Here is a 20,836-nt window from a genome sequence, read left to right on the forward strand (position 1 = left end):
ACAACTCCTTCTTTGAAGTTATACAATCATTACCCGTTCGAGCGCTAAGCGAAGCTGAGCTCGAATTGGTGACCAACGCCTACGGCTGCGCGTCAGGGGTAATCTCCGGCGGTATTCGGTCCGGTTTGATCTCAGGCGTTACGTCGGGCGTGAACTCCGGAATGACGTCAGGCTTCATCTCTGGTTGCACGTTCGGGGCGATCTCCGGACGCACGTCGGGCACGATCTCCGGCGGTATGCGATTAGGGCCGATCTCCGGCGGCAGGATCTCGTTCGCCTCGTTCTTCTTCACTTCGAATATCAGGCTGGGAGTCACTTCAGGCGGATAGGTTCTTTCCATTTTGCAACACCTCCTCTTCTCCTTTACCCAGAACACGGCATCCTGTACCCGTCTTGAGAGAGGTGGGTCATATCCACATGCAAACCATCGGACGATTATCTATTAAAAAAACTGCGGCAGTTTTCGTACTCCCTCAACTGCCGGGTTTGGGAATATTGTACTCATCATAACGAAAATCAGCATCGCTCAGGATGAAGTATTCGATCCGATTCGGGTTGGATTCGTATGCTACGAAGCTGAGCGAATACTTCTCGTTGAACCAATACTTGCTGTCAAATGCTTTAACCATATTCATCGCTCGAAGCCCCCCGCCAATCCACTCGAAATTGTAATCCAGCCCCGACGATTCAGTAGAGGTGGGCTGGCCATAAACGCGAAGCACTTCTTCCCGGTTCGCCGGCATGCTCAGTCCTTTATTGGTCGCAATCTGCAAATGCGTTGAAGGGTCGACTACGATAGCCGCTACGACATCCTTGCGATAATAGACGGAAATGCTATCGTAAGCGTCCATAACAACAGAGGAGTAGTACAGGTGCCCATCCGGTTTTCCGTAACTTTTTTCCACCTCTTCACGCGTCATGCCCAAGGAAATCCGGTTATCGTCTCCGCTTACAATTCCGGTTATCTCCTCCTCGGAAAAAGTCGGCCTGGTCGGATCGGGTTTAGTTAACCGGTCCTCCATAGCTTGCGTATACGCAGCTTGCACGACTTTAAATCCAGAGACATTGCCTGCCGAACTAGTGAAAAGGCTTAATGTATAAATATCCGTCCGGCTGCCTTTTACGGTTAGAACAGCACTTCCGTAAAGCTGCTTTAGTTTACCGTTTGCCAACTGAAAGACGTAATCATTGCTCCCGTTCGTCTTTTTGGAAGGTTGTCCGAGCTTATTGAATACCTTCTGCCACGGGGTACCGAACTTGAACTGACCGTTTAAAGAAATGTCATAGCCTGTCGCGTAGATGGAGGCTGCTCTGCCGTTCAAATAGCCCACCTTTACAGTGGAAATTGTACCGTAAGCAAAGCCTTTAAAATCAACCGATTCAATTTCGCTCGGTTTTCCTAGGCCACTAGTACTATCATTTTGAAGAGCTTTCCACCTAACCAAACCGGCATCACGCTTACCTCGCTTTACGTATCATCTCGTCGGAAGTCTTGGACCAAATTGGCGATCCTGTCCGTTTTCCATTGTACCAAAATATGTAACTTCCGGAGGACTCAATTCTCGCAAAAATAATAGAGACCGCCCTGTCTAGCAGGATGGTCTCTATTAAAATCGTTATTCCCCAACATGGTTACCCCTCGTGCTCCGGCCGTTCGGCCAACCAATCCTCAAGCGTCGCCACGCGTCCCGGGAACTTGCTGCTGCGCGCCAGGAAGCCGATCCCGTGCTGCGGCATCGGATCTTGATCCGTCGGCTGATAACGAAGATCGACGCTCCAGCGGACGTGATCGGAGTTGTTCGGCGTCGACATATGGAGCAGCCGATCGTTGAAGAGGATGGCCGTCCCGGCCTTCACGGGCAGCGCGACCGTCGGCCGCTTGCCCAGTTGGCTCTCGTGCAGCGCCGTATAGCCCGTGCCGCTGTACGTCTCGGCGTGCCATTCCAGCAGCTTCTTGTTCTGCGAACGCGGCTTGATATGCAGGCAGCCGTTCTCCAAGGTCGCATCCACGAAGGAGATCCACACCGTGATGACGGGATTCGCGTTCGCGTCCGGCCAATAGGACTTGTCCTGATGCCAAGGCACCGCGCCGGCCGCGACTCCGGGCACCTTCGGGCGCACGTTGTAGACGGGGCTGGAGAAGATTTCATCGCCGATCAGCGACTCCACCGCATCGAGAATCTTCGGATTGCTCATCAAATGGTAATAGCCGTCAATCCGGTCCCGCCAGCCGCGGCCGTATTTCAGGAAGTCCTTATCCGTCAAATCGGCGAACAACTTCGCCAATCGGTATTGGAACGGTTCCTCTTCCAGCTTGTCCGAGATTAACCCGCCTTCGTACAGCTCGTTCGCGATCATCGACACCTTCTCCGACATCGCCTGGCGAGGTGCCTCCATATCCTGGTCGTTCAGCAAATCCTCCAGCACCAAGTACCCTTCCCGGTTATACTGTTCCAGCTGTTCCTTCGTCAGACTTCCCGGCTGTTCCGTATTCGTCTCCATTACTCCGCCCCCAGCGCAATCGATGTTCAAACCATGCGAGCTCCTGCAAACCCCGAATATTCGCTTTGAGTCAGCAGGTTGTACGCCATTCCTTCATGGTTGAAAGTTTCGCCCGCCTCCCCCTCGATTCCTGCAAGCGCTTTAACTTCTTTTGGCAAGAAGCCGTGCTGTCGCTTGCCAGAGAGGGCATCTGCCTTACTCTATTCAACACGCTTCACAAAAGAAAAAAGGCCGCAATTAAACGGCCCTTAAACGATCTTATTCTTTTCGCTGTTGTCACCCTTGAGAATCTTCAGGCCATTCCGGCATCGGAATAAACCGATATTTCAACGCATGCTGGCTGATGGCGGCATTCGCCGACCTGGAGCGTAAGACATGATTTTCCTTACTCAAATAATGTCGCGTATCTACGCGATTGCAGAAATTCATATAGGCCGCAAACTCCCCGGTGAATGGTTTCAATGTATCCCATTCTCTCAAGGCGACTCCCCTAACCCGTCCTCTTCTTGCATCGTCATACATGCACTGCAGCGAATCCACGCCCGTATTCGTAATCACAATGCCATTGGCCCTTCGAGAGACCGTTACGTCGCGAATGCCTTCGGTCAGGAACGTTCCGTGAATCCCCCATTGCACATAGGCTTGGGGTCGGCCATGAGCCGCCCGGGCTTCGGCCAGCGCTTCCGGAGCGCTCACGATATTCTCGTGAAAATAGGTCTTGATCTCCGTCAATTCCTTCGTCTGCGGATGATAGCCGACCCAAATCAGCTGATGATCCGCCTCCCCTTGCTCCGTCTCTCTGTCCCAGAACAGATGGTACGCGATAAGCGGCTCCTCCGGGTGGAATACGGCTACGCAATCGCGAAGCGTATACGGCTCGTTTTCCGCTACGCGCAGCTCCGGCGCAAGTTGTCTGGCCAACTCGATCATAGCTGGCGAAACCGGCAGCTCCTTTACATCATCCGTTGCCGGCTCGTAGGGGTACTTGCTTCTCAGCTCGGAGAGCCACCACTCGGAGTCATCGCCCGATTGCGGAGAAGCGACTTGCTCGGACCGATCCTTCTCGGGGACGTGAACAGGCTGTTCCCGTTCCACGATATGGCCTTCGAGACGAATCCAAGTCTCGAAGTCTCGGACTCCTTCGCGAAGAAGAATGACTCTAGCCCCCCGTTTAAATCCAACCATGCCGTAGGCGTTATATCCCGTTCCCCTGCCATAGCATAGGCGGATGCCATGCCAGTCCCCGCAAAAATCATTGATATGATCATGCCCGGCGAAAGTTCCAAGCATGTCCTGCTGCTCCAGCATCGCCGCGCCGAACCCGGAGTTGATCTTCGGAGGCATAAACGCTTCGTGCTTGACTCCATAGCAGATCTGCTCGTCCCATACCTGCTTGTATTCGGGGATCGGAATATGAAAGAAAGAGAGGGCAGGTACCGGTTCCCCGAATTCGGCGGCAAGTGCATCGGAGCGTTGGATATACCAACTGATCTGACTGGGGCGAATCCAATCGTAGCCTCCCACCGAAGCAGGTGCGTTGCTGCCCGAATCGAGAAAATACAAGGCAAAGGCGGTCCGACCGTCAGCCCCGTGTACGGGAAGGATATAATTCCCGACCCCGAAGATTTCTTCCGGACCCGGTTCGGAATAGCAATAGGCGCTGTTCGTCTGAAGCTCCATAAGCTCCTCGCGCGTGACGCCTTTCTCCGTGTCGTGATTGCCGTACACCGCAGCCCAAGGAATTCCGGCGTTTTCAACGCAGGATACCGCCTCAAGAAAGGAGCGCTTGGGATCGTCGCTATAGTTCGCATATACGATATCGCCCGTAAAGACGACTAGATCGGGCTCCTCTTCGCGCAATACGTCCTGCATCAACGATTGTGTCCGCACATCCAACAATCTGCCGCTTGACCAATGAAGGTCGGTGAACTGAACGATCTTGAACGTACCGTCATTCCTGAATGCGAGACGCTTCTTCTGTGGCATCATGGACCTTCCTTCCTTCAAGTTGGCTCGCAGTTCGGCCTAGATGGTCACGAGCTGCGGAACCCGGTTACGGAACTGCACGACTTCATGAATGCCGTAAGATTTCAACAATTCGATCGCTTGGCCGAAGCCTTGTTCGATGCTGCCGATCCGATGCGCGTCGGAGCCCAGCGAGAACCATTTCCCGCCCAAATCCAAATACATCTCAATCAGGTAGGCATGCGGATGAATCCACCCTTGCCGGAACAGCCCGGTCGTATTCAGCTCCAACACTTTTTCCTTGCGCACGATGGTCTTCAATAAATCATAGAGAATCGAGCTGCAGCGCCTGTAGTCCTCGACACTGACAACCGTTTTGGTATAACGAGCTACGTAATCGAGATGCGCGACCACATCGTAATTGTCCATCCGATCCACGGCATCGCGTACATGCGTGAAATAATCCGCCAAAATAAGCTCCATCGGCTGCGCGTGGAACGCCTCCTCCGCGAAATCGAGGACGCCGTTATTGTGAGCGGAAAGCAGGACCAGATCGAAGGAATAGCGCTCCAGATAACGATTGATTTCTTCATGGTAATCGCTGCGGTAGCCAACCTCGATGCCCTTCCGGATCTCGATATCGTACTGCCGGCGCAACTCGGCAACCTCGCGTTCATAGCTGTCCATATCGATCAGGACGTCTTTCTTGAAATACTTGCAGTCGTAATCGAAATGATCCGTCGTCACGACGGCCTGCTTGCCCAAGCCGGCGGCATGAGCCACGATGCCTTGCAAGCTTTCTTTCGAATCCGGCGAATAAGCGGAGTGGACGTGCTGGTCCACGATCGTTTTGTGCACGTGCATAAATGCAAACCTTCCTTCGCGATGATAGCTTCAATGAAGCCTTAAGCCTTTACCCATTCTATGTTTGCGGAGGCAAGTTTATCTTTCCAATCGTTAGGCGGATCTTCGTTGCAGATGACGCAATCGATCTCGTGATAGTCCGCGTATTTGTACATGGATTTGGCGTCGATCTTCGAATGGTCGATCACGACATGCACTTTATTCGATCGCTGCAGCATCTTTCTCAGGAAGTTGCCTTCATCGATGTCATAGGTGGTGATGCCGCCGGCGATCGAATAACCGTTCGCGCCTATAAAGGCTTTGTCGATATGAAATTTCTCCAACAGCTCGATGGTCATCGAGCCCGAAGCGAACATTTGGTCCGTGTCGATTTCGCCGCCGAGAAAAATAAGCTTTCCCGTAAAATAACCGGATTTTTTTCGTTCGATGAGACTGTTCAGCACCTGGACGCATCCGCAGATGATCGTCAGATTCTTTTTATTAAATAAGTGGTTGGCGATTTGGATCGTCGTCGTGCCGACGCCCAATGCAATCACATCGTAATCGTTGATCAATTCAACCGCTTTCGTACCGACGCGCTGCTTCTCTTCAATCGAAATCGAGTTGCGCTGGCTGTAGGGCGCCTCGTACAAGGTGAAATTCGGCTTAATCCCTCCTCCGTGCACGATCAGCAGCTTATTTTCCCTGCTTAACACATCCAAATCCCGGCGAATCGTGACCTTGGATACGTTCAATTGTTCGGCAAGTTCGTTGACCATCACTCTGCCCTTGGCATTCAACTCCGCCATGATCATGCTTATTCGTTCCACCTGCAGCACAATGCTTCACCTACTCCATTCTTGTAATCAACCCGGAATACGAACGATCGGCATTCCGGGTTGATCTGCGGATCGATCGATTAATCCAAATAAATCGGGTTTGTAAACGCGAATTTTCCGTATTTATCATAACATTCGATTCGAATGAATGTTTCGTCGCCGCGCAACTTTTTACGCAGCGAGGTCAGATTCTCGCCCAGCTCGATTTGATACTGACGAAGATCGCCGTTCATATAGATGCGCTCCACCGGCGAGCATTCGAAGATGACTTCGTCGTTCTCGATGCGGAAGTCGTAAATTTCCGGCCCCGTCGAGGAGTAGAAGCTGCCCTCCACCAAAGCTTGAACGACGTCGCTGCGCGTCAACGCCGGAGCCTTGACGACGACCCAGCCGCCGAAGGAGTCGCAGTACATCGAGTCGAACGGATAATTGTTGTGGTTATCGTCCGTCGCCGTCCCCCACAGCTTCTTGCCTTTGCGCAGCAGCGTTTCCCACATTACGCGGGAATTCCCCATGTTCTCCATCCACTCCGAACAGTGATTGTACACTTCCAGCGCGAACAGGTTGTCCAGCGCGTAGACATCTTCCCATTCCACCGTGGACCAATGCGGGTGATTGAACATGACGATATTGCCCCTTGCCACCATGTCGTCGATGAACGCCTGCGCCGTCTCGAAGCCGACGAAATCCGGCCAAATGATCGGTTCCATATGCTTGAGCGGCTCTTTGGTCGCCGCAGCCAGGTGCTTGTCCGTCCCCATGATGACGTGAAGATGGAAGATCCGGACATCTCCCGCAGGCATGCGGATTCCCACTTCGCTGGCCGGCAGCAGAATAAAATTCGGTTCGTTCTCCTCTTCGAAGTTGGAGAAGAAATCATGCTCGGAATGCGCGATGAACTGATACCCTCGCTGCTTATAGGCCTCGCGCAGCTGCTCGGGCGCCAGCTTGCCGTCGGATAAGGTGGAATGTCCGTGCAAGTTGCCTTTATACCAATTGCCGCCATCCATAAAACCGCTTTTCGTCACCATGTCGAAACTCCCTTCGCTTCGGTTATTTGTTTTCGTCGATGATTTGCTGCGCCGCTACTGCCGCATGATGAACGACTTCTTTCGGATCCTTCGAGGTGTCGATCATGGCGCTTTTAAGATCCTCGAGGATGGTCGTGTACATGGCTTTCCAGTTTTTCTGCCAAGGGCGGCTATGCGCGAATTGCAGCTGGTCGATCGCGACTTGATATTGCGGTTTTTCTTGCAGCCATTGCTTCATTTCCGGCGTCTCCAGCGCGGATTTCGTCGTCGGCAGGTACCCCGTGGTTTGGAAGAAGTTCGTCACGTTCTCGTCGTTCGCCAAGAAGTCGAGGAATTTGCCTGCCGCCTTCTTCTGCTCTTCCGTCGCTCTGTCGAGAACGATCATGTTCGCGCCGCCGGTTACGACCACGTTCTTGCCGCCTTCTTGCGGCTGGAAAGCGACCGCGACATTGAACTTGGCATTCTTGGTCAGCTCGCCCATCGAACCGATCGAATCCAGATCCATGGCTACCTTGCCGTCGAAGAAGTTTTGTTTGATCAGATCGGACTGATTGTCTTGCGCGCTGTAGGCGTTGAGCATCGATTTGTCATTGACCATATCTTGGAACAGCTTGATGATGCCGGTTCCCTTGTCGTTATCGAACGCGACCTGCGTGCCGTCCTCGTTGACCATCTCGCCGCCATAGGAGTAAACGGCAGACTCCCAGTACCAGGCATCGGAATCCCAATACCCCGAGAATCCATAGATTCCTTTCGCGGGATCGCTCAATTTTTTGGCGTATTCATGAAGCTCCGTCCATGTTTTGGGGCCTTTCGGATCCAGTCCGGCCTTCTTCAACAAATCGGCGTTCATGTACAAAATCGGCGTGCTGCGGTTCATCGGCGCCGCCTTGAACGCGCCGTCCACATAGCTGGATCGAGTCAAGCCTTCGTTATAGTTGGCAATCGTAGCCGGCGACATATATTTGCCTAAATCCGCCGCGATCGGATTATAGCGAGCCAGGAAGGACTCTTCGATTTGGACGATGACCGGCGTGTTTTTGGCCACGAGCGCGGCTTCCAATTTCTCCGCTACGCCGTCATAGCCGCCTTGACCCGACATGACGATTTCGATATCCGGGTTTTGTTCGTTGAATTTCACGATTTCGTCCGCGATCAGCTTGCCGTTGCCGTTCGTCGGATCCCAGATCGACCAGAAATCGACTTTCACTTTCTCTTTGCCCGCGTCTGCTGCAGTCGCATTGGCATTCGTTCCGGCTTGCGCATTGTCCGATTCGTTCGACGTGCCGCTGGAGCAGCCCGTTACGGCGATGGCCGAAGCCAAGATACCCATCATTGCCGCGTACTTCACATTCCGTTTCATTTGTTCGCCAGCCTCCACTCGTTTTTTATATTAAGGGTTACTTAATACCGTATACAAAAGCGCTCTTGATGAAGCGGTTCGCCGCCAGATAGAGAATGAGAACCGGGAGGATCAACATCATGTTCCCCGCCATGACTTCATTCCAATGGGTGACGCCCCGGGTGTCGGCAACCAAGCTTTTGACCGTCATCGGCAACGTTCGCACCGTTTCCGAATTCGTTAAGACGAGCGGCCAGAAGTAGTCGTTCCATTTGCCGATGCAGGTAAACAAAATCGTGGTCAGCAGGAACGGCTTCGAGATCGGCACCATAAGCCGGGTAATGATCTGCAGCTCCGAGGCTTGATCGAGCTTGGCGGCATCCAGCAGCTCTTCGGGAATTTGCTTGAAGGCCTGCGTCAGGAAGAAGATCGTAAAGGACGAGAAAACAAACGGGACGATCAGGCCCCAGTAGGTGTCTAGCCAGTGCAAGTCGCTGATCAGCACGTACATCGGCACGAAGCTCACTTGGGTGGGCAGCACCAGGTCGACCAGGACGAGCGCGAAGAGAAAGCCGGAAAACCTGAACTTCTTCTTGGCAAAGGCATATGCTGCCGGCACGCAGACGAGCAACTGTCCGAACGCAACCGAGAGCGTGATGATGACTGAATTCTTCGCGTAATGGAAGAAATGAATATGAACCCACGCCGTCTTGTAGTTGATTAATTGCGGGACGCTGGGAATCAAGTCCGGCGGGAAGCGGATGGACTCCACGTACGTTTTCAGCGACGTGCTCACGACCCAGGCGAACGGAAACGCAAACGCGAGGACTAATGCAAGGAGCATAAGGACGCGCATGACTTTGACCGTATATCGCATCGTTACTTCATCCTCCTCTATTGATAGTGGACTTTCTTGGCGAAGAAGTAATAGTTGGCGACGGCTACGATACTCACGAACAGCATGAACAGGACCGACCCCGCGCTTGCTTTGCCGATATTGAACTGCAAGAATCCGATCTGGTAGATCCAGTACACGACCAAGTTGGTCGAATTCTCCGGCCCGCCCTTGGTCATCAAGCTCACGATATCGAATGAGCTGAAGGAAGCGATAGTGGCCGTAATGAACATGAAGAACAGCGTCGGCGACAATAGCGGCAGCGTGATGCGGAACAGCCTTGTCCATCTTCCGGCATTGTCGAGCTTGGCGGCCTCGTAGATGTAGCCGGGTATGGACTGCAGGCCGGCGATCACGATCATGACGCTGTAGCCGAGCCCTTTCCAAATCGTGACGACGATGATGGACATCAGCGCCGTATCGGGACTCATCATCCACTTGAGGGTCGGCAGGCCGATTTCATGCAGCACATAGTTGAGAATGCCCCTGCCCGGATCCATCAGCCACATCCACATGACGGTGATGGAGACGCTCGACAGGATATGCGGCGTAAAGATAATGCTCTGCACGAGGTTGTCCACCCACTTGTTCTCTTGAAAGAAGATCCCCAGCAGGAAGGCCAGCACCATACCGATCACGACGGTAAAGAAGCTGTAATAAAGCGTGTTTCTCATGACCTTCCAGAACACGGGATCATTAAAAATGTTGATGTAATTTTTGAACCCGACAAAGGTCTTCGTTCCTAGCACGGTATCCCAGTTAAGAAAGCTGACCCGTACCGCGAAGAAGGCCGGATACAGCGAAAATACGCATACGAGAATGACTGCCGGCGCGATAAGCACATACGGGTTGCGAAGGAGGCGGTTAACCATGCGCGTTGCCGGCCAATTGCTTGCGAGTCACAATGACGCCCTCCATCGTTGCGACCTTGTTCAGCGCAGATTCGATCAGCTCCGCCTCTCTCGTTCGCTGCTCGTTGCGATCGAAATAGTACAAGTCATGATCGGCAATGTAGAGTTGGACGGTTTCGCCGACGTTTAGGTCGTCTTCGGTCTTCATAATGATCGTGCCCAAGCCCGATGCAACATGATATAAGTGATCCATGCCGAGCATTTCCTTGGTCACGACCATCCCGACAGCCTGTATGCCTTGAAAATCGGCTTGTTTGATCAGCCTCGCCTTCTGAGGACGAAACCCGATCGTTCCCATGTTCGGCAAAGGAATCGTATTCATGCCCGGATCGCCGATAAAGGTAGCCACGAACAGGTTGGCCGGATTCTCGTACACTTCCTTCGGCGTCCCCTGCTGCATGATCCGCCCGTGATTGAAGATCACGATGTCCGTCGCCATCGTCATCGCCTCGATTTGATCGTGCGTGACGAATACGAAGGTGGATTTCAAATCCCGGTGCAGCTCGATGAGCTCGCCTCGCATTTGGTTGCGCAATTTGGCGTCCAGATTGGATAACGGTTCATCCATCAGAAACACGTCCGGTTTCTTCGAAATCGCCCGCGCCAGCGCGATTCGCTGCCGCTGTCCACCCGATAGCGTGGAGGGCTTCGCATGCACGTAATCTCGCAATCCGACCAAGTTCACCACTTGCGCGACGCGCTTTGCAATCTCTTCTTTAAGAACCTTTATATTTTTCAAGCCGAATTCGATATTTTTGCGTACCGTCATATGCGGATAGATGGCATAGTTTTGAAAGACCATGGCGATGCCCCGCTCTCCGGGTTCCGCCTTCGTGACATTACGGTCGCCGATGTAAATTTGCCCGGCGCTAACCTCCTCCAGTCCAGCGATCATTCGCAAGGCGGTCGTCTTCCCGCAGCCCGACGGGCCTAAAAGCACGGTAAACGAACGATCCTTCACTTCGAGTTCCAAGTTCTCGATGACCGTTTTTCCGTTCGAATAGGTTTTCTTGACTTCTTTCAGCTGAATGCCAGCCATCCTTCACACTCCTTCTTCTTCGCAAAACTGTTTTGGAAGTTCATGTGTACATTGGAATCATAAGATTACTCTGTTAAATCCAGATCAAAATTGATTTAATCTATTGTTAATTTTGCTTAGATAAATCTTTTTGTTCTTTTTTGTATCTTTTAATAACTAGGAATCGTACGGCGAACAGCTAGAAAGCAGCCAAGCGGCAACTTGCTGATTTCTCGACAAACAGAAATCGCCCCCCATCCTTAGCGATGGGGGGCGATTGAAGTGTTAGGCTACGAAAATACGATTATTCGGAAAAGCGTTCATAGAGACGATAGAGCAGCACGGCGCTCTCCGCGCGGGTCAGGCTTCCCAGCGGGCGAAGCTGTCCGCCGCTTCCTTGCAGCAACCCTGCCGCCACGAGCGCTTCGACGCCGGAACGGGCATAGCCGGCTAGATTCGCGGCATCGGAGAAGCCGGAGAGCGAGGCCTCCGTTCCAGCCGGAAGCTCCTTGCCCGCTGCGCGATAAGCCCGCTCGATCAGGACTGCGGCGTCTTGTCTGCTAATCTGCGCTTCGGGGTGGAAGCGGCCGTCGCCCGAGCCTTGCGCGATGCCCAGCGATTGCGCGATTCGAATCGCGTCCCCGTAATACGCGCCGGCTGGCACGTCAGGGAACGAGGCGGCATCCGTTCCGGTGCCGGCCGCACCGGCAGCTGCTTGAAGACTAAGCGTCCGGACGAGGAGCAGCAGGAAATCCGCCCGCGAGACCGGCTTGCCGGGCGCGAATGTTTCTTTGGTAATCCCTTGAATAATGCCTTTTGCCGATAAGGCTTCAATCGCCTCGCGAGCCCACGGCACGTTCTTCAGGTCACTGAAAGCGGCTTTGGTATAGGCGACCGCATACGTGCTGAAGTGCGTCGTCGCGAAGGACATTTGCTTCGCCGTCGCATCGTACTTGCCGCTGTCGACCGGCGCAGCCTGCCCTTTTCCGTCGATATACCAGACGGTCAGCGATTCTGGGTTCGCCGCCTCTTGCACGGTCGCCGCATACGGGATGGAGACTTCCGCCGGTGCGTTGCCATTGGACCACGAGATCAGCTTCCCGCCGGATAAGACGGACAATTCGACCGCCGGACGGTTGCCGATCGCATTGGCGATCTCTTTGCTCCATTTGCTGCCGTCCGCATCTTGAATAACGAACGTAATCGTGTCGCCCTCCGGCTTCTGCGAACCGGCGAACATATCGCCGGATACGCGAATCGTTCCTTTCGGCGTCTCGATCTCGAGTATGCGCTTCGGATCGCCGTTGAATGCCGGACTTGGCCATTCAATCGTATAACCCGCCGCGTTCGGCAGTGCCGACACGACGGCGCGAACATGCGTCTTGCCGTCCTGGCCCGGCTTCGCATCCGCGAATGCCTGCTTAAGGAGAGTCGGATCGACGACCGCGCGAGCCAGATGGCTTGCCGTGTCGAGCACGGGGACGAACGGAAGAACGAGAGTGCCGTTGTCGCTCGTCGTCCCGGATCCGCCGCTGCCAGAGCCGGCACCGCCGTTGCCGCCGGTGTTCCCGTTATTGCCTTCGTTGCCGCTGCCAGAGCCGATTGCATCCAACTGCCCCTTCAGCGCAGTCCGATCGGCGCCTTCCGGCAGCAGATTGACGAAGTTGCGCGCCGCGTCGATCGACGTGACATCCTTCTTCGTCTTCGCTTTATTCACCGCTGCCGTCGCAGCAGGGAGCGACCAGTCGGAGAATGGCGCATTCAGCAAATACAAGTCCCCGTACAGCGTGAAATCCTTGCTCGTGCCGATGCCTTGATTGTATTCCATGAACCCTGCGCGTCCCGCTCCATCGTTCTCGTTCATCAAGAGCGAGAAGCCAAGCGGATCTACGCCAGGCGTAAATTCCGCCCCTTCGCCGTGCAGCAGATCGAACGGAAGCGCGATGGCATAGTGCGTGACATGATGCTCTTCGTCACGCGTAATCTCCGCCTCCGATGCGTCAAGCGCACCGGTTGCGAGGCCGGCAGGCGCTTTCCAGCGCCATTTGGTGATGGAGCCGTCGTTCTTCAGCGCGAAGCCCAGCTCGCTGACGTTCGTACTGGCCGCCCCGTCTCCCCGGGACAAATCGAGGCCGATCTGAATGCTGTCGCCCTGCCAGATGTCCACGCCGGAGAAGCTTTGCTCCTGCACGTCGTCGGTGACATCGACGTTCACGTACAGCTTCTCGTCGTCCCACGTGACCTTCGCCTTGGCGCTCAAGCCTTCGGGCCCGCCCCAGACGCCGCCCGCAAATTCATCCAATGCGGAGATGTCGATATCTGGCACGTCGGCCTCTCCTGCTTCCGCGTCCGCGCGGCTCGCGAACGACTGCCCGAGCTTCACCGACGCCAAGTAGGAAGCGCCGTTGTCGAGCGTGACTTGATACTTAAGCGAATCCGCTGCTATGCTCGGCAGATCGATCACCGTCGACTCGCCGTATGCGATGCCTGCAAAACGAACAGGAACCATCCTAGCCGCATAAGGTGCCGGCTGCTGCAGTTCGATCTTGCCGCCAAGCGGCTGCGAATCCGAGACGTTGGTCAGCGTCAGCTTCGCGCCCGCTCTGTCCGGATGCGCCGGATCCAGCGGGAGACGTTCCAGCTGAAGCGCAATCGGTACCAGATTCGTTCCGCTCACTTTGATGCCCGCTTCGTTCACGAGCTGCAGGCCGCCTTTGAACAGATTGTTCGTCAGCACCAATTTGTCGATCCCCTCCGCCGCATACACATGCGTCGTCCGAGGCTGCTGGAAGTAGGAATCGTAGAGCGCGATGTCGCCGCCGAGGGCGTTGATGCCTTTTTCCCCGACATTGGTCAGATTGGTCTGCTGAATGTTCAGCTTGCCACCGTAAATATCGAACGAGCGTGTCGTATCGCCCCACATCGAACTGTTGTACATCGTTGCCTTGGAGTCGAATTCTTCGCCGAGCGTGACGTAAACTTTGTCCGTCGTGCTGAGCGAGACGAGCTCGGTGTTGATCATCGATACGCCCGCCGGGCCTGCGCCTTCCAGGTAAGCTCCCTTCTTGCTGCCGTCGGTGCCGTGTCCGATGACGATCGCTTCCGGTCCGCCTTCTCCCTGTTTGACGAAATGAATGCCGTACTGGGAGCCGTACACGAACGTGTTGAACACCGTTTCGTTATGGACGTCGCCGATGCGGAACGCATCCAGATGGTCTTTCTGGTAGCTCCATACCTGATTGAAATCCGCGTCCGTAGAAGGGTGATTGATGTAGTTGTTGCGCCCGTAATAATGCGGATTGAACTGCACGTTCCGCATGAAGCCGCCCGAAGCGCCGCCGCCGAGGAAAATCCCTTCCTTAAGCGGTGAGCCCGCTACGTAATCGATATAATGGCCGCTCGTATCGAACGTGCCGAAATCGATGCCTTGGTACGAATTGATCAGCGTCGTGTCGATCGCGTAGACGCCGTGCCCCTGGCCTTGGATCGTCCAGGCGTAAGGCTTCACGTCGTACCAGTCCTGCTCGTCGTAATAGACGGACAAACCGCGCGTTCCGGCATTGGCCTTCAGCGTAATGAGCGCCGGCGTATCCGCGCCCGGATTCTCGCCATACGTCGTGAACAACACGGTACCGCCGCCGATCGTATGATGCGGCACATCCCACGAGCCTCTCAGCTCGACGCCGGACGGCACGCTGATCGGCGAATCCACGCGATACGTGCCTGCCGGCAAATAGACCGTTCCGCCGCCGGCGGCCGATGCCGCGTCAAGCGCCAGCTGAATGGCGGCCGAAGCATCGCTTCCGCCGTTTCGGTCTGCGCCGTACGGCGCTGCGGTGACGTCGAACAGGCCATTAGCCGCCGGTTTCGGTTCGACCGCCGCATCCGTGCCGCCGACATTCGGCAGCGCCTCGATCGCGTAACGCTCATCCTGCGTGACGTTCACTTCCGCGCCGTCGCTGTCGTCCTTCACTTGCAGGCTGCCTTGGTAACCGGAGTTCACGGCATTGACCGTCTGCACCGCGCCGCTCAGCTTCACTTGATTCGCCGCCGAGGCGAATTCGGACTGCCCCAGCGTCAGCGAACCGCTGGACATGTCGATGGCATAGCCTCCGGCTGCCGCGTTCCAATTCTCGAACTTGCTGTTCTCGAAGGACAGCACGCCGCTGCCTTCGCTCTTGACCGCGGTAAGCGGCGTGCCGCCGACCGTGACCGTGTTGAATTGCACGATCGAATGGAAGCCCGGCGTCGCGTAGATCGCGACCGGCGCTTCGCCCGCGCTCGCCTTGAAGCTGCTGTCCGTGATGAGCAACCCGAAATCGTTGACTCCCTCGATCTTCAGCGCCACGTTGCAATTCTCGATATGCACGCGGTACATCTGGGCGTTCGCCGTCTCCAGCGAATCGGTCCGCGTCGTGACGCGCATGCCCGTTTTGTATCCCGATATCCAGATGTTCGACATATACTCCCAGTCCGAGCGTCCCATGACGATGCCTTCCGCGTTCGCAGTCGTGTAAGCGAACAAGGCGTCAGCCGCTGGGGCACCGGCAAGTCCGGAGCCGGACCAATACGAAGGGGCGAGATGAATGCCTTCCAGACGGCCGATATCGGTCGTGTAGTCGAGGAAAATCCCCGTGTGCAGGACCGTGCCGTACAGGTTCTTCACGTAATGCAGCTCGTTCCATACCGGTCCGATCTTGATGCCGTTATAGGCATTGACGAGCGTGATGTTCTCCATCGTCGCGCTGTCCCCGGACAATTGCTCGAATGTCCATGGATACGCAACCGGATCCGTCAGGGACTGCTCCGGGTACCACACGGACAGGTTCGTTACGCCGCTGACAGGGGAGAGCTGAATGAAGCTTGTGCCTTCCGCTTGCCCGCGGCCCCCGAACGATTCCAGCACCGTGCCCGTTACCGCGCCGTCCTTGTCGTCCGGGCTTGCCCAATCGCCCCGCAAGGTAACGCCGGTCGGTATGGTCAAGCTGCCGTTCAGCTTGTAGTGCCCGGCCGGCGCGAATACGACGCCGCCGCCATTGTTGCCTGCCGCCGTCAACGCGGATTGAATGGCCGCCGTGTCGTCCGTCGTTCCGTCCGCCTTGGCGCCGAAGTCCGCGACGCTAAAATCCGCGATGACGATGTCGGACGTCGCATTCTCCGTCGTATACACCTTCGGCTGCGAATCCGTTTCATGCCGCTCCGTCTTGCTCACTGTGACGGATGCAACCGTCAAGTCCGGATTGTTCTCGGGATTGCCGCCGCCGCTGATGCCGATGCGGAAGTCCGCCCCGTTCGCGCGGTTGGCGAACTTGGCGTCGCTCAGCTTGAACGTATGCGTCTTCCACTGGCCCGAGTCCTTATAGGTGAAGAGCGGGCTGTCCTTGAACGCGGCGGACAAGGCATCGTATTGCAGCACGAAGCTGCCGTTGCCTTGGTCCAGGTACTCCACCGTCACGTAGACGTCCTGATTCTCGCTATCGAAGATATAGCTGTCATCGACGTTCAAGTAGAGATACAAGGTGCGGTCTCCGGGCGCCGACTTATTCGTCTTCCAATAGCCTTTGCCGGCCAGCGAGCCCTTCACGAGCCCGTCCGGGTTGTCCCCGGCATGCGCCGTGATGCCCTGCTCGATCGGCGACTCGCCGAACGCGATGCTCGCTTGGTCCGCAGGCGCGGCCTTCAGCGTCTTGGTTACGGTCACCTTCGCGAGCGACAGGTCGGCATTGCTCGCCCAGCTGGCGCCGCCGCCCTCGATGCCGAGGCGGAAATCCCCGCCGCCCGTGCGGTTCGCGAAGTTCGCGTCGCCGAGCGCAAACGAGTGCGTCTGCCAAGCGCCCGTGTTGCCGTAGGTGAACAGCGGCGCGTCCTTGAAGCTGTTGTTCGCGCCTTGGGCGTCGTACTGCAGCACCATTTTGCCGCTGCCCGCGTCGTAATAATCGACGGCGACGTTCACGTCATAGTTCGCGATGTTCTCGGTGAAGCTGTCGTCCACGTCGAAGTAGAAATAGATGATCCGCGAGGTTTCATCCTCCGCCTTGTTCGTCTTCCAGTACGCGCGGCCGTCCTGCTCGCCCGTCCGCAGGCCGGACGTTCCGTCCCCCGCCTTTGCCGTGATGCCGCTCTCGACCGGAGTCGCTCCTAGCTCAATGCTGACGCTCTCCGGATTTCCCGTCGCTGCCGCAGCCCGGTTCGGCGCCCACTGTAAACCCATTACCAGCAATGACAAAGCAACCGTACAGGCTACCCACGTACGAATCCGCTTCCTTATGCGATTGGAAACCAATTATTCGTCCTCCTCGTTGTCGGAAAATGAGACAGCAAAGCCGCCCCTCGTCGGCTGGACCGAATCATGCTGTCGGCAGGGGCGGCTTGCTCTCTGGATGCTAGGCTTGTGCTTGTTGATTGGCTTATTGCTTGGCTTGTTGCTGCTGCTAGATTGGCTTATTGCTTATTGCTAGAGTGGCTTGTTGCTTATTGCTAGAGTGGCTTGTTGCTGTCGCGTTGCTTCTAGCCAGTACTGCTTCTTGCTTACATTTGGCGGCTTGCGTTCGGCCGTCTTCTTACTTCGCGTTCGAAGCCAGATAAGCGTCGATTTGCTTTTGCGTTTCGGTCAGGATTTTGTCCAAGCCGTTGCCTTTTTGCTTCTCGATGTAGGCCGCGACTTCCTTGTCGGCATCCTTCACGATACCGAATTCCAGCGGCTTGCTGCCCTCGTCGGACGCTTGGTCGCGCTTGGCCAGCTCGTTCTTCATCGTGTCTTCCGCAATGAACAGTCCGTCGATCGGGGAATTCACGTTCTCCGGCTCGGCGGCGAACTCGGCTTCGTGCACCCAGAAATCCTTCGGATACGTCGACGTCGGACGCATGAATTGCGGCTTCCAGAACGCCCATTGGCCGCCCCATTCCATGTAGTTGCTCGTCGTCGTGTTCATGCCGTCCGGATAGACGGCCGTGTCGCCGTCCAGCTTGTACGTCTTGCCTTCGATGCCGTATTGCACGAGATCGTACAGCTTCTGGTCCGTCTCGATCATGTCGAGGAAACGCAGGACGCGGTCGGCATGCTTGGAATTGCGGTTGATCGCGACCACGTTCGCCAGCGCCGTGCGGTTAACTTGCTTCTTGTCCGGGTAGAGCAGGGACATCTGCTGCTTGAACGACGGATCGGAGAAGCCCGGGTCCGCATTCGCCCATTCATGCGAGGTCAGCGTCAGGAGCGTCTTGCCGTTGCGCCATTCGGCGGCGCCGTCTTCCTTGTCGATCATCGCGTCGCGGTTGATCAGCTTGTCGTCGTACCACACCTTCGCCTTCTTCACGGCTTCGAGGTAGAACGGCTGCTGCTCGACCGGCTGCACGGTCACCTTCGGATCGCTCAGGTAGTAACCGAGGCCATGGAAGTTGAGGTCGACCCACTCGTCGCGGATCATGTAGATGGCGAGCGGCGTGGAACGGGACAGCTTCTCGTTCGGATACGCTTTCTTCAATTGGCGGAGCAGGCTGTCGACGTCCTCGATCGTCTTGATGGAGTCCGGCGCGACGGTAATGTTCGCTTTGTCCGCCAAGTCGGAGCGCCAGCCGGCGAAGAGACGTTGGTTCATCTTCATCGTCCACGGCAGGCCGACGATCTGCCCGTTCACCGTTGCGGCGGACAGCGTGCCTTGCTCTTGGTATTTCTTATACAGGTTCGGTGCGTATTTGGGCAGCAGGTCGTTAATGGCCATGTACGAGCCTTTCGCCGCCATTTGTTTATAGGACAGCCAGTCGCCGTCGAAGTTCATGTCCCAGCTGTCGCCGGACGCGGCCATGACCAGCATCTTGTCTTTGAAGTCGGTGAACGGAATGAAGTTGATGTTGAATTTGACGTTCAGGCCTTTGTCCTTGACGTAGTCGCTGATCGCGGTCCAGACCTCGTCCGTAGCCGATTTCTTGTCGCCGCCAAAATAAAACTTCAGCGTCACTTCGTCCTCTTCTTTAACGGCGTTGCCGTTCGTCGCGTTCGCGGGTGCCGCCCCGCCGTTGTTGGTTCCGGCGTTGCCGTTATTGCTTGCGTTCCCGTTATTGGCGTTGTTGCCGTTGCCGCCGCACGCCGTCAGCATGGTGCCGAACAGCATGGCTCCGGCGAGCATAATCGGGATGCTTACCTTTCGCTTGATCATGTAATCCTCTCCCCTAATTGTTTGATTATATCGCTATACGGCCGAAGCCGGTATAGTCAGCCTTTGACCGCGCCCACCATGAGCCCCTTGACGAAATACCGCTGCAGAAAAGGGTACAGGAAGACGATCGGGCCGATCGTGACGACGGTCAGCGCCATCTTCATCGATTCGGACGGAATCTGCGGCATGATGCGCTGCATCGCCGCGGCATTGCTGGAGTTGCGCAGGAAATCGACGTTCGAGATGAGCGTTCTGAGGAGCAGCTGAAGCGGCTGGAGCTCTTGTTTGTCGATGAACATGAGGCCGAGGAACCAATCGTTCCAATACGACAGCGCCACGAACAAACCGATGGTCGCGAGCACGGGAACGGACAGCGGGATGATGAGCCGGGAGAAAATGCGGATCTCGCTCGCTCCGTCGATCTTCGCGGATTCGTAAATCTCCTCCGGAATCGACTGCATGAAGTTTCGCATGAGGAACATGTTGAAGGCGTTCGCCATCGGCGGCAGGATCATCGCCCAGATCGTGTCCTTCAGCTCCAGGTAGCGGACGCAGATGATGTACCACGGCACGAGGCCGCCGCTGAACAGCATCGTGAGGATGACGTAGATCGAGAGGATGTTGCGATACTTGAACGAGCGCCTCGCCATGACGTACGCGCCCATGCTGTTGACGATCAGCGACAGGACGGTACCGACTGCCGTGACAAGGATGCTGATGCCGTACGCGTCCACGATCCGGTTGGAGCCGAGGAACAGGATGCGGTACGAATCAAACGTAATATGCTTCGGAATGAGCCCGTAGCCGTAATTCACGATGTCGTTCTCCGTGCTGAGCGAGCCCGAGATGACCATGAGGAACGGGAACAGGCAGGCCAGGCTGAACAGCGAGATGACGAGCATGATGACGCCTTGGGCGAGGGAAAATCGTTTGGCAACCATTGCGGGCAACCTCCTTCGTTGTAATGGGAAAGCTGGTGATAGAGTTAGTGGTAAGGCATGACCTGCGGTCGGTGTGGGTCTCCAATCGCTGTTGTAGTCGGATAACTTAATTCAATAAGAGATTTATAGGTTGTTATCCGACTACAAAGGCGAACGCTATCGCTTTTCCAACTCCACACCGACTCTCCGGTCACTTCTTCACGCGCTTCGCAGCCCGGCAAACCATTCACCTACTCCAACTCCCGCCGACTCTCCGGACGGTTCTTCGCCAGGCTTCGGCATGAGGCGGGTGCAAGGATTTCACTGCTCGGACCATCCTCTGGATGTCCTCTGCGTCCTCCTAGCGGGAGAATAAGTGCAAATCTGCATCTATTTTTGGCTTCAAATCGCACTGTA

The 20,836-nt window shown here is 55.7% G+C and carries 14 protein-coding genes; all 14 read right to left on the minus strand.

The genetic code is table 11. From position 1 onward, the window contains the following. Positions 1 to 79 precede the first annotated feature (79 nt). Positions 80 to 340 carry a hypothetical protein gene (locus tag AC0YNU_RS18265; protein WP_475759156.1) on the minus strand — a complete coding sequence of 87 codons (261 nt, stop codon included), beginning with the start codon at positions 338 to 340 and terminating at the stop codon, positions 80 to 82. A gap of 133 nt (positions 341 to 473) precedes the next feature. Next, positions 474 to 1,322, minus strand: a complete 849-nt coding sequence (locus AC0YNU_RS18270) for a hypothetical protein (protein ID WP_475759158.1) — start codon at positions 1,320 to 1,322, stop codon at positions 474 to 476. 310 nt (positions 1,323 to 1,632) lie between these two features. After that, positions 1,633 to 2,502 carry a phytanoyl-CoA dioxygenase family protein gene (locus tag AC0YNU_RS18275; RefSeq protein ID WP_475759160.1) on the minus strand — a complete coding sequence of 290 codons (870 nt, stop codon included), beginning with the start codon at positions 2,500 to 2,502 and terminating at the stop codon, positions 1,633 to 1,635. A 276-nt stretch (positions 2,503 to 2,778) separates the two neighbouring features. After that, positions 2,779 to 4,491 (minus strand): metallophosphoesterase family protein, encoded by a 1,713-nt coding sequence (locus AC0YNU_RS18280; protein WP_475759162.1) that lies wholly within the window; start codon positions 4,489 to 4,491, stop codon positions 2,779 to 2,781. 36 nt (positions 4,492 to 4,527) lie between these two features. Beyond that, a complete protein-coding gene (locus AC0YNU_RS18285; protein WP_475759164.1) occupies positions 4,528 to 5,331 on the minus strand; it encodes a histidinol-phosphatase HisJ family protein in 804 nt (267 codons plus the stop codon). Positions 5,332 to 5,372: 41 nt separating this feature from the next. Continuing rightward, entirely contained in the window at positions 5,373 to 6,125 is a 753-nt protein-coding gene (locus tag AC0YNU_RS18290; RefSeq protein WP_475759166.1) for a DeoR/GlpR family DNA-binding transcription regulator, read from the minus strand. Positions 6,126 to 6,229: 104 nt separating this feature from the next. After that, complete coding sequence (locus AC0YNU_RS18295) at positions 6,230 to 7,180, minus strand: CehA/McbA family metallohydrolase domain-containing protein (RefSeq protein WP_475759168.1); 951 nt, start codon at positions 7,178 to 7,180, stop codon at positions 6,230 to 6,232. Positions 7,181 to 7,202: 22 nt separating this feature from the next. Further along, complete coding sequence (locus AC0YNU_RS18300; RefSeq protein ID WP_475759170.1) at positions 7,203 to 8,543, minus strand: ABC transporter substrate-binding protein; 1,341 nt, start codon at positions 8,541 to 8,543, stop codon at positions 7,203 to 7,205. Between the two features lie 37 nt (positions 8,544 to 8,580). Continuing rightward, the gene (locus AC0YNU_RS18305; RefSeq protein WP_475759172.1) at positions 8,581 to 9,399 is read right to left on the minus strand and encodes a carbohydrate ABC transporter permease; all 819 of its coding nucleotides are present in this window, start codon (positions 9,397 to 9,399) and stop codon (positions 8,581 to 8,583) included. Positions 9,400 to 9,416: 17 nt separating this feature from the next. Then, on the minus strand, positions 9,417 to 10,289 hold the full coding sequence (locus AC0YNU_RS18310) for a carbohydrate ABC transporter permease (protein ID WP_475759174.1): 873 nt from the start codon (positions 10,287 to 10,289) through the stop codon (positions 9,417 to 9,419). Then, positions 10,282 to 11,367, minus strand: a complete 1,086-nt coding sequence (locus AC0YNU_RS18315) for an ABC transporter ATP-binding protein (protein ID WP_475759176.1) — start codon at positions 11,365 to 11,367, stop codon at positions 10,282 to 10,284. The genes AC0YNU_RS18310 and AC0YNU_RS18315 overlap by 8 nt, the downstream gene beginning before the upstream one ends. Before the next feature lie 283 nt (positions 11,368 to 11,650). Next, on the minus strand, positions 11,651 to 17,629 hold the full coding sequence (locus AC0YNU_RS18320) for an S-layer homology domain-containing protein (protein ID WP_475759178.1): 5,979 nt from the start codon (positions 17,627 to 17,629) through the stop codon (positions 11,651 to 11,653). Between the two features lie 277 nt (positions 17,630 to 17,906). Further along, positions 17,907 to 19,499 (minus strand): DUF3502 domain-containing protein, encoded by a 1,593-nt coding sequence (locus AC0YNU_RS18325; RefSeq protein ID WP_475759180.1) that lies wholly within the window; start codon positions 19,497 to 19,499, stop codon positions 17,907 to 17,909. A gap of 56 nt (positions 19,500 to 19,555) precedes the next feature. Continuing rightward, positions 19,556 to 20,440: a carbohydrate ABC transporter permease gene (locus AC0YNU_RS18330; RefSeq protein WP_475759182.1), complete on the minus strand. Its 885-nt coding sequence runs from the start codon at positions 20,438 to 20,440 to the stop codon at positions 19,556 to 19,558. Between the last annotated feature and the right edge of the window lie 396 nt (positions 20,441 to 20,836).

Source organism: Paenibacillus sp. J31P316, from assembly GCF_056269105.1.

What these genes read in the sequence shown, in the direction of transcription:
- AC0YNU_RS18265 (WP_475759156.1), bottom strand. Translation starts at nt 340, where the DNA reads ATGGAAAGAACCTATCCGCCTGAAGTGACTCCCAGCCTGATATTCGAA.
- AC0YNU_RS18275 (WP_475759160.1), bottom strand. Translation starts at nt 2,502, where the DNA reads ATGGAGACGAATACGGAACAGCCGGGAAGTCTGACGAAGGAACAGCTG.
- AC0YNU_RS18280 (WP_475759162.1), bottom strand. Translation starts at nt 4,491, where the DNA reads ATGATGCCACAGAAGAAGCGTCTCGCATTCAGGAATGACGGTACGTTC.
- AC0YNU_RS18285 (WP_475759164.1), bottom strand. Translation starts at nt 5,331, where the DNA reads ATGCACGTGCACAAAACGATCGTGGACCAGCACGTCCACTCCGCTTAT.
- AC0YNU_RS18290 (WP_475759166.1), bottom strand. Translation starts at nt 6,125, where the DNA reads ATGATCATGGCGGAGTTGAATGCCAAGGGCAGAGTGATGGTCAACGAA.
- AC0YNU_RS18295 (WP_475759168.1), bottom strand. Translation starts at nt 7,180, where the DNA reads ATGGTGACGAAAAGCGGTTTTATGGATGGCGGCAATTGGTATAAAGGC.
- AC0YNU_RS18300 (WP_475759170.1), bottom strand. Translation starts at nt 8,543, where the DNA reads ATGAAACGGAATGTGAAGTACGCGGCAATGATGGGTATCTTGGCTTCG.
- AC0YNU_RS18305 (WP_475759172.1), bottom strand. Translation starts at nt 9,399, where the DNA reads ATGCGATATACGGTCAAAGTCATGCGCGTCCTTATGCTCCTTGCATTA.
- AC0YNU_RS18310 (WP_475759174.1), bottom strand. Translation starts at nt 10,289, where the DNA reads ATGGTTAACCGCCTCCTTCGCAACCCGTATGTGCTTATCGCGCCGGCA.
- AC0YNU_RS18315 (WP_475759176.1), bottom strand. Translation starts at nt 11,367, where the DNA reads ATGGCTGGCATTCAGCTGAAAGAAGTCAAGAAAACCTATTCGAACGGA.
- AC0YNU_RS18325 (WP_475759180.1), bottom strand. Translation starts at nt 19,499, where the DNA reads ATGATCAAGCGAAAGGTAAGCATCCCGATTATGCTCGCCGGAGCCATG.
- AC0YNU_RS18330 (WP_475759182.1), bottom strand. Translation starts at nt 20,440, where the DNA reads ATGGTTGCCAAACGATTTTCCCTCGCCCAAGGCGTCATCATGCTCGTC.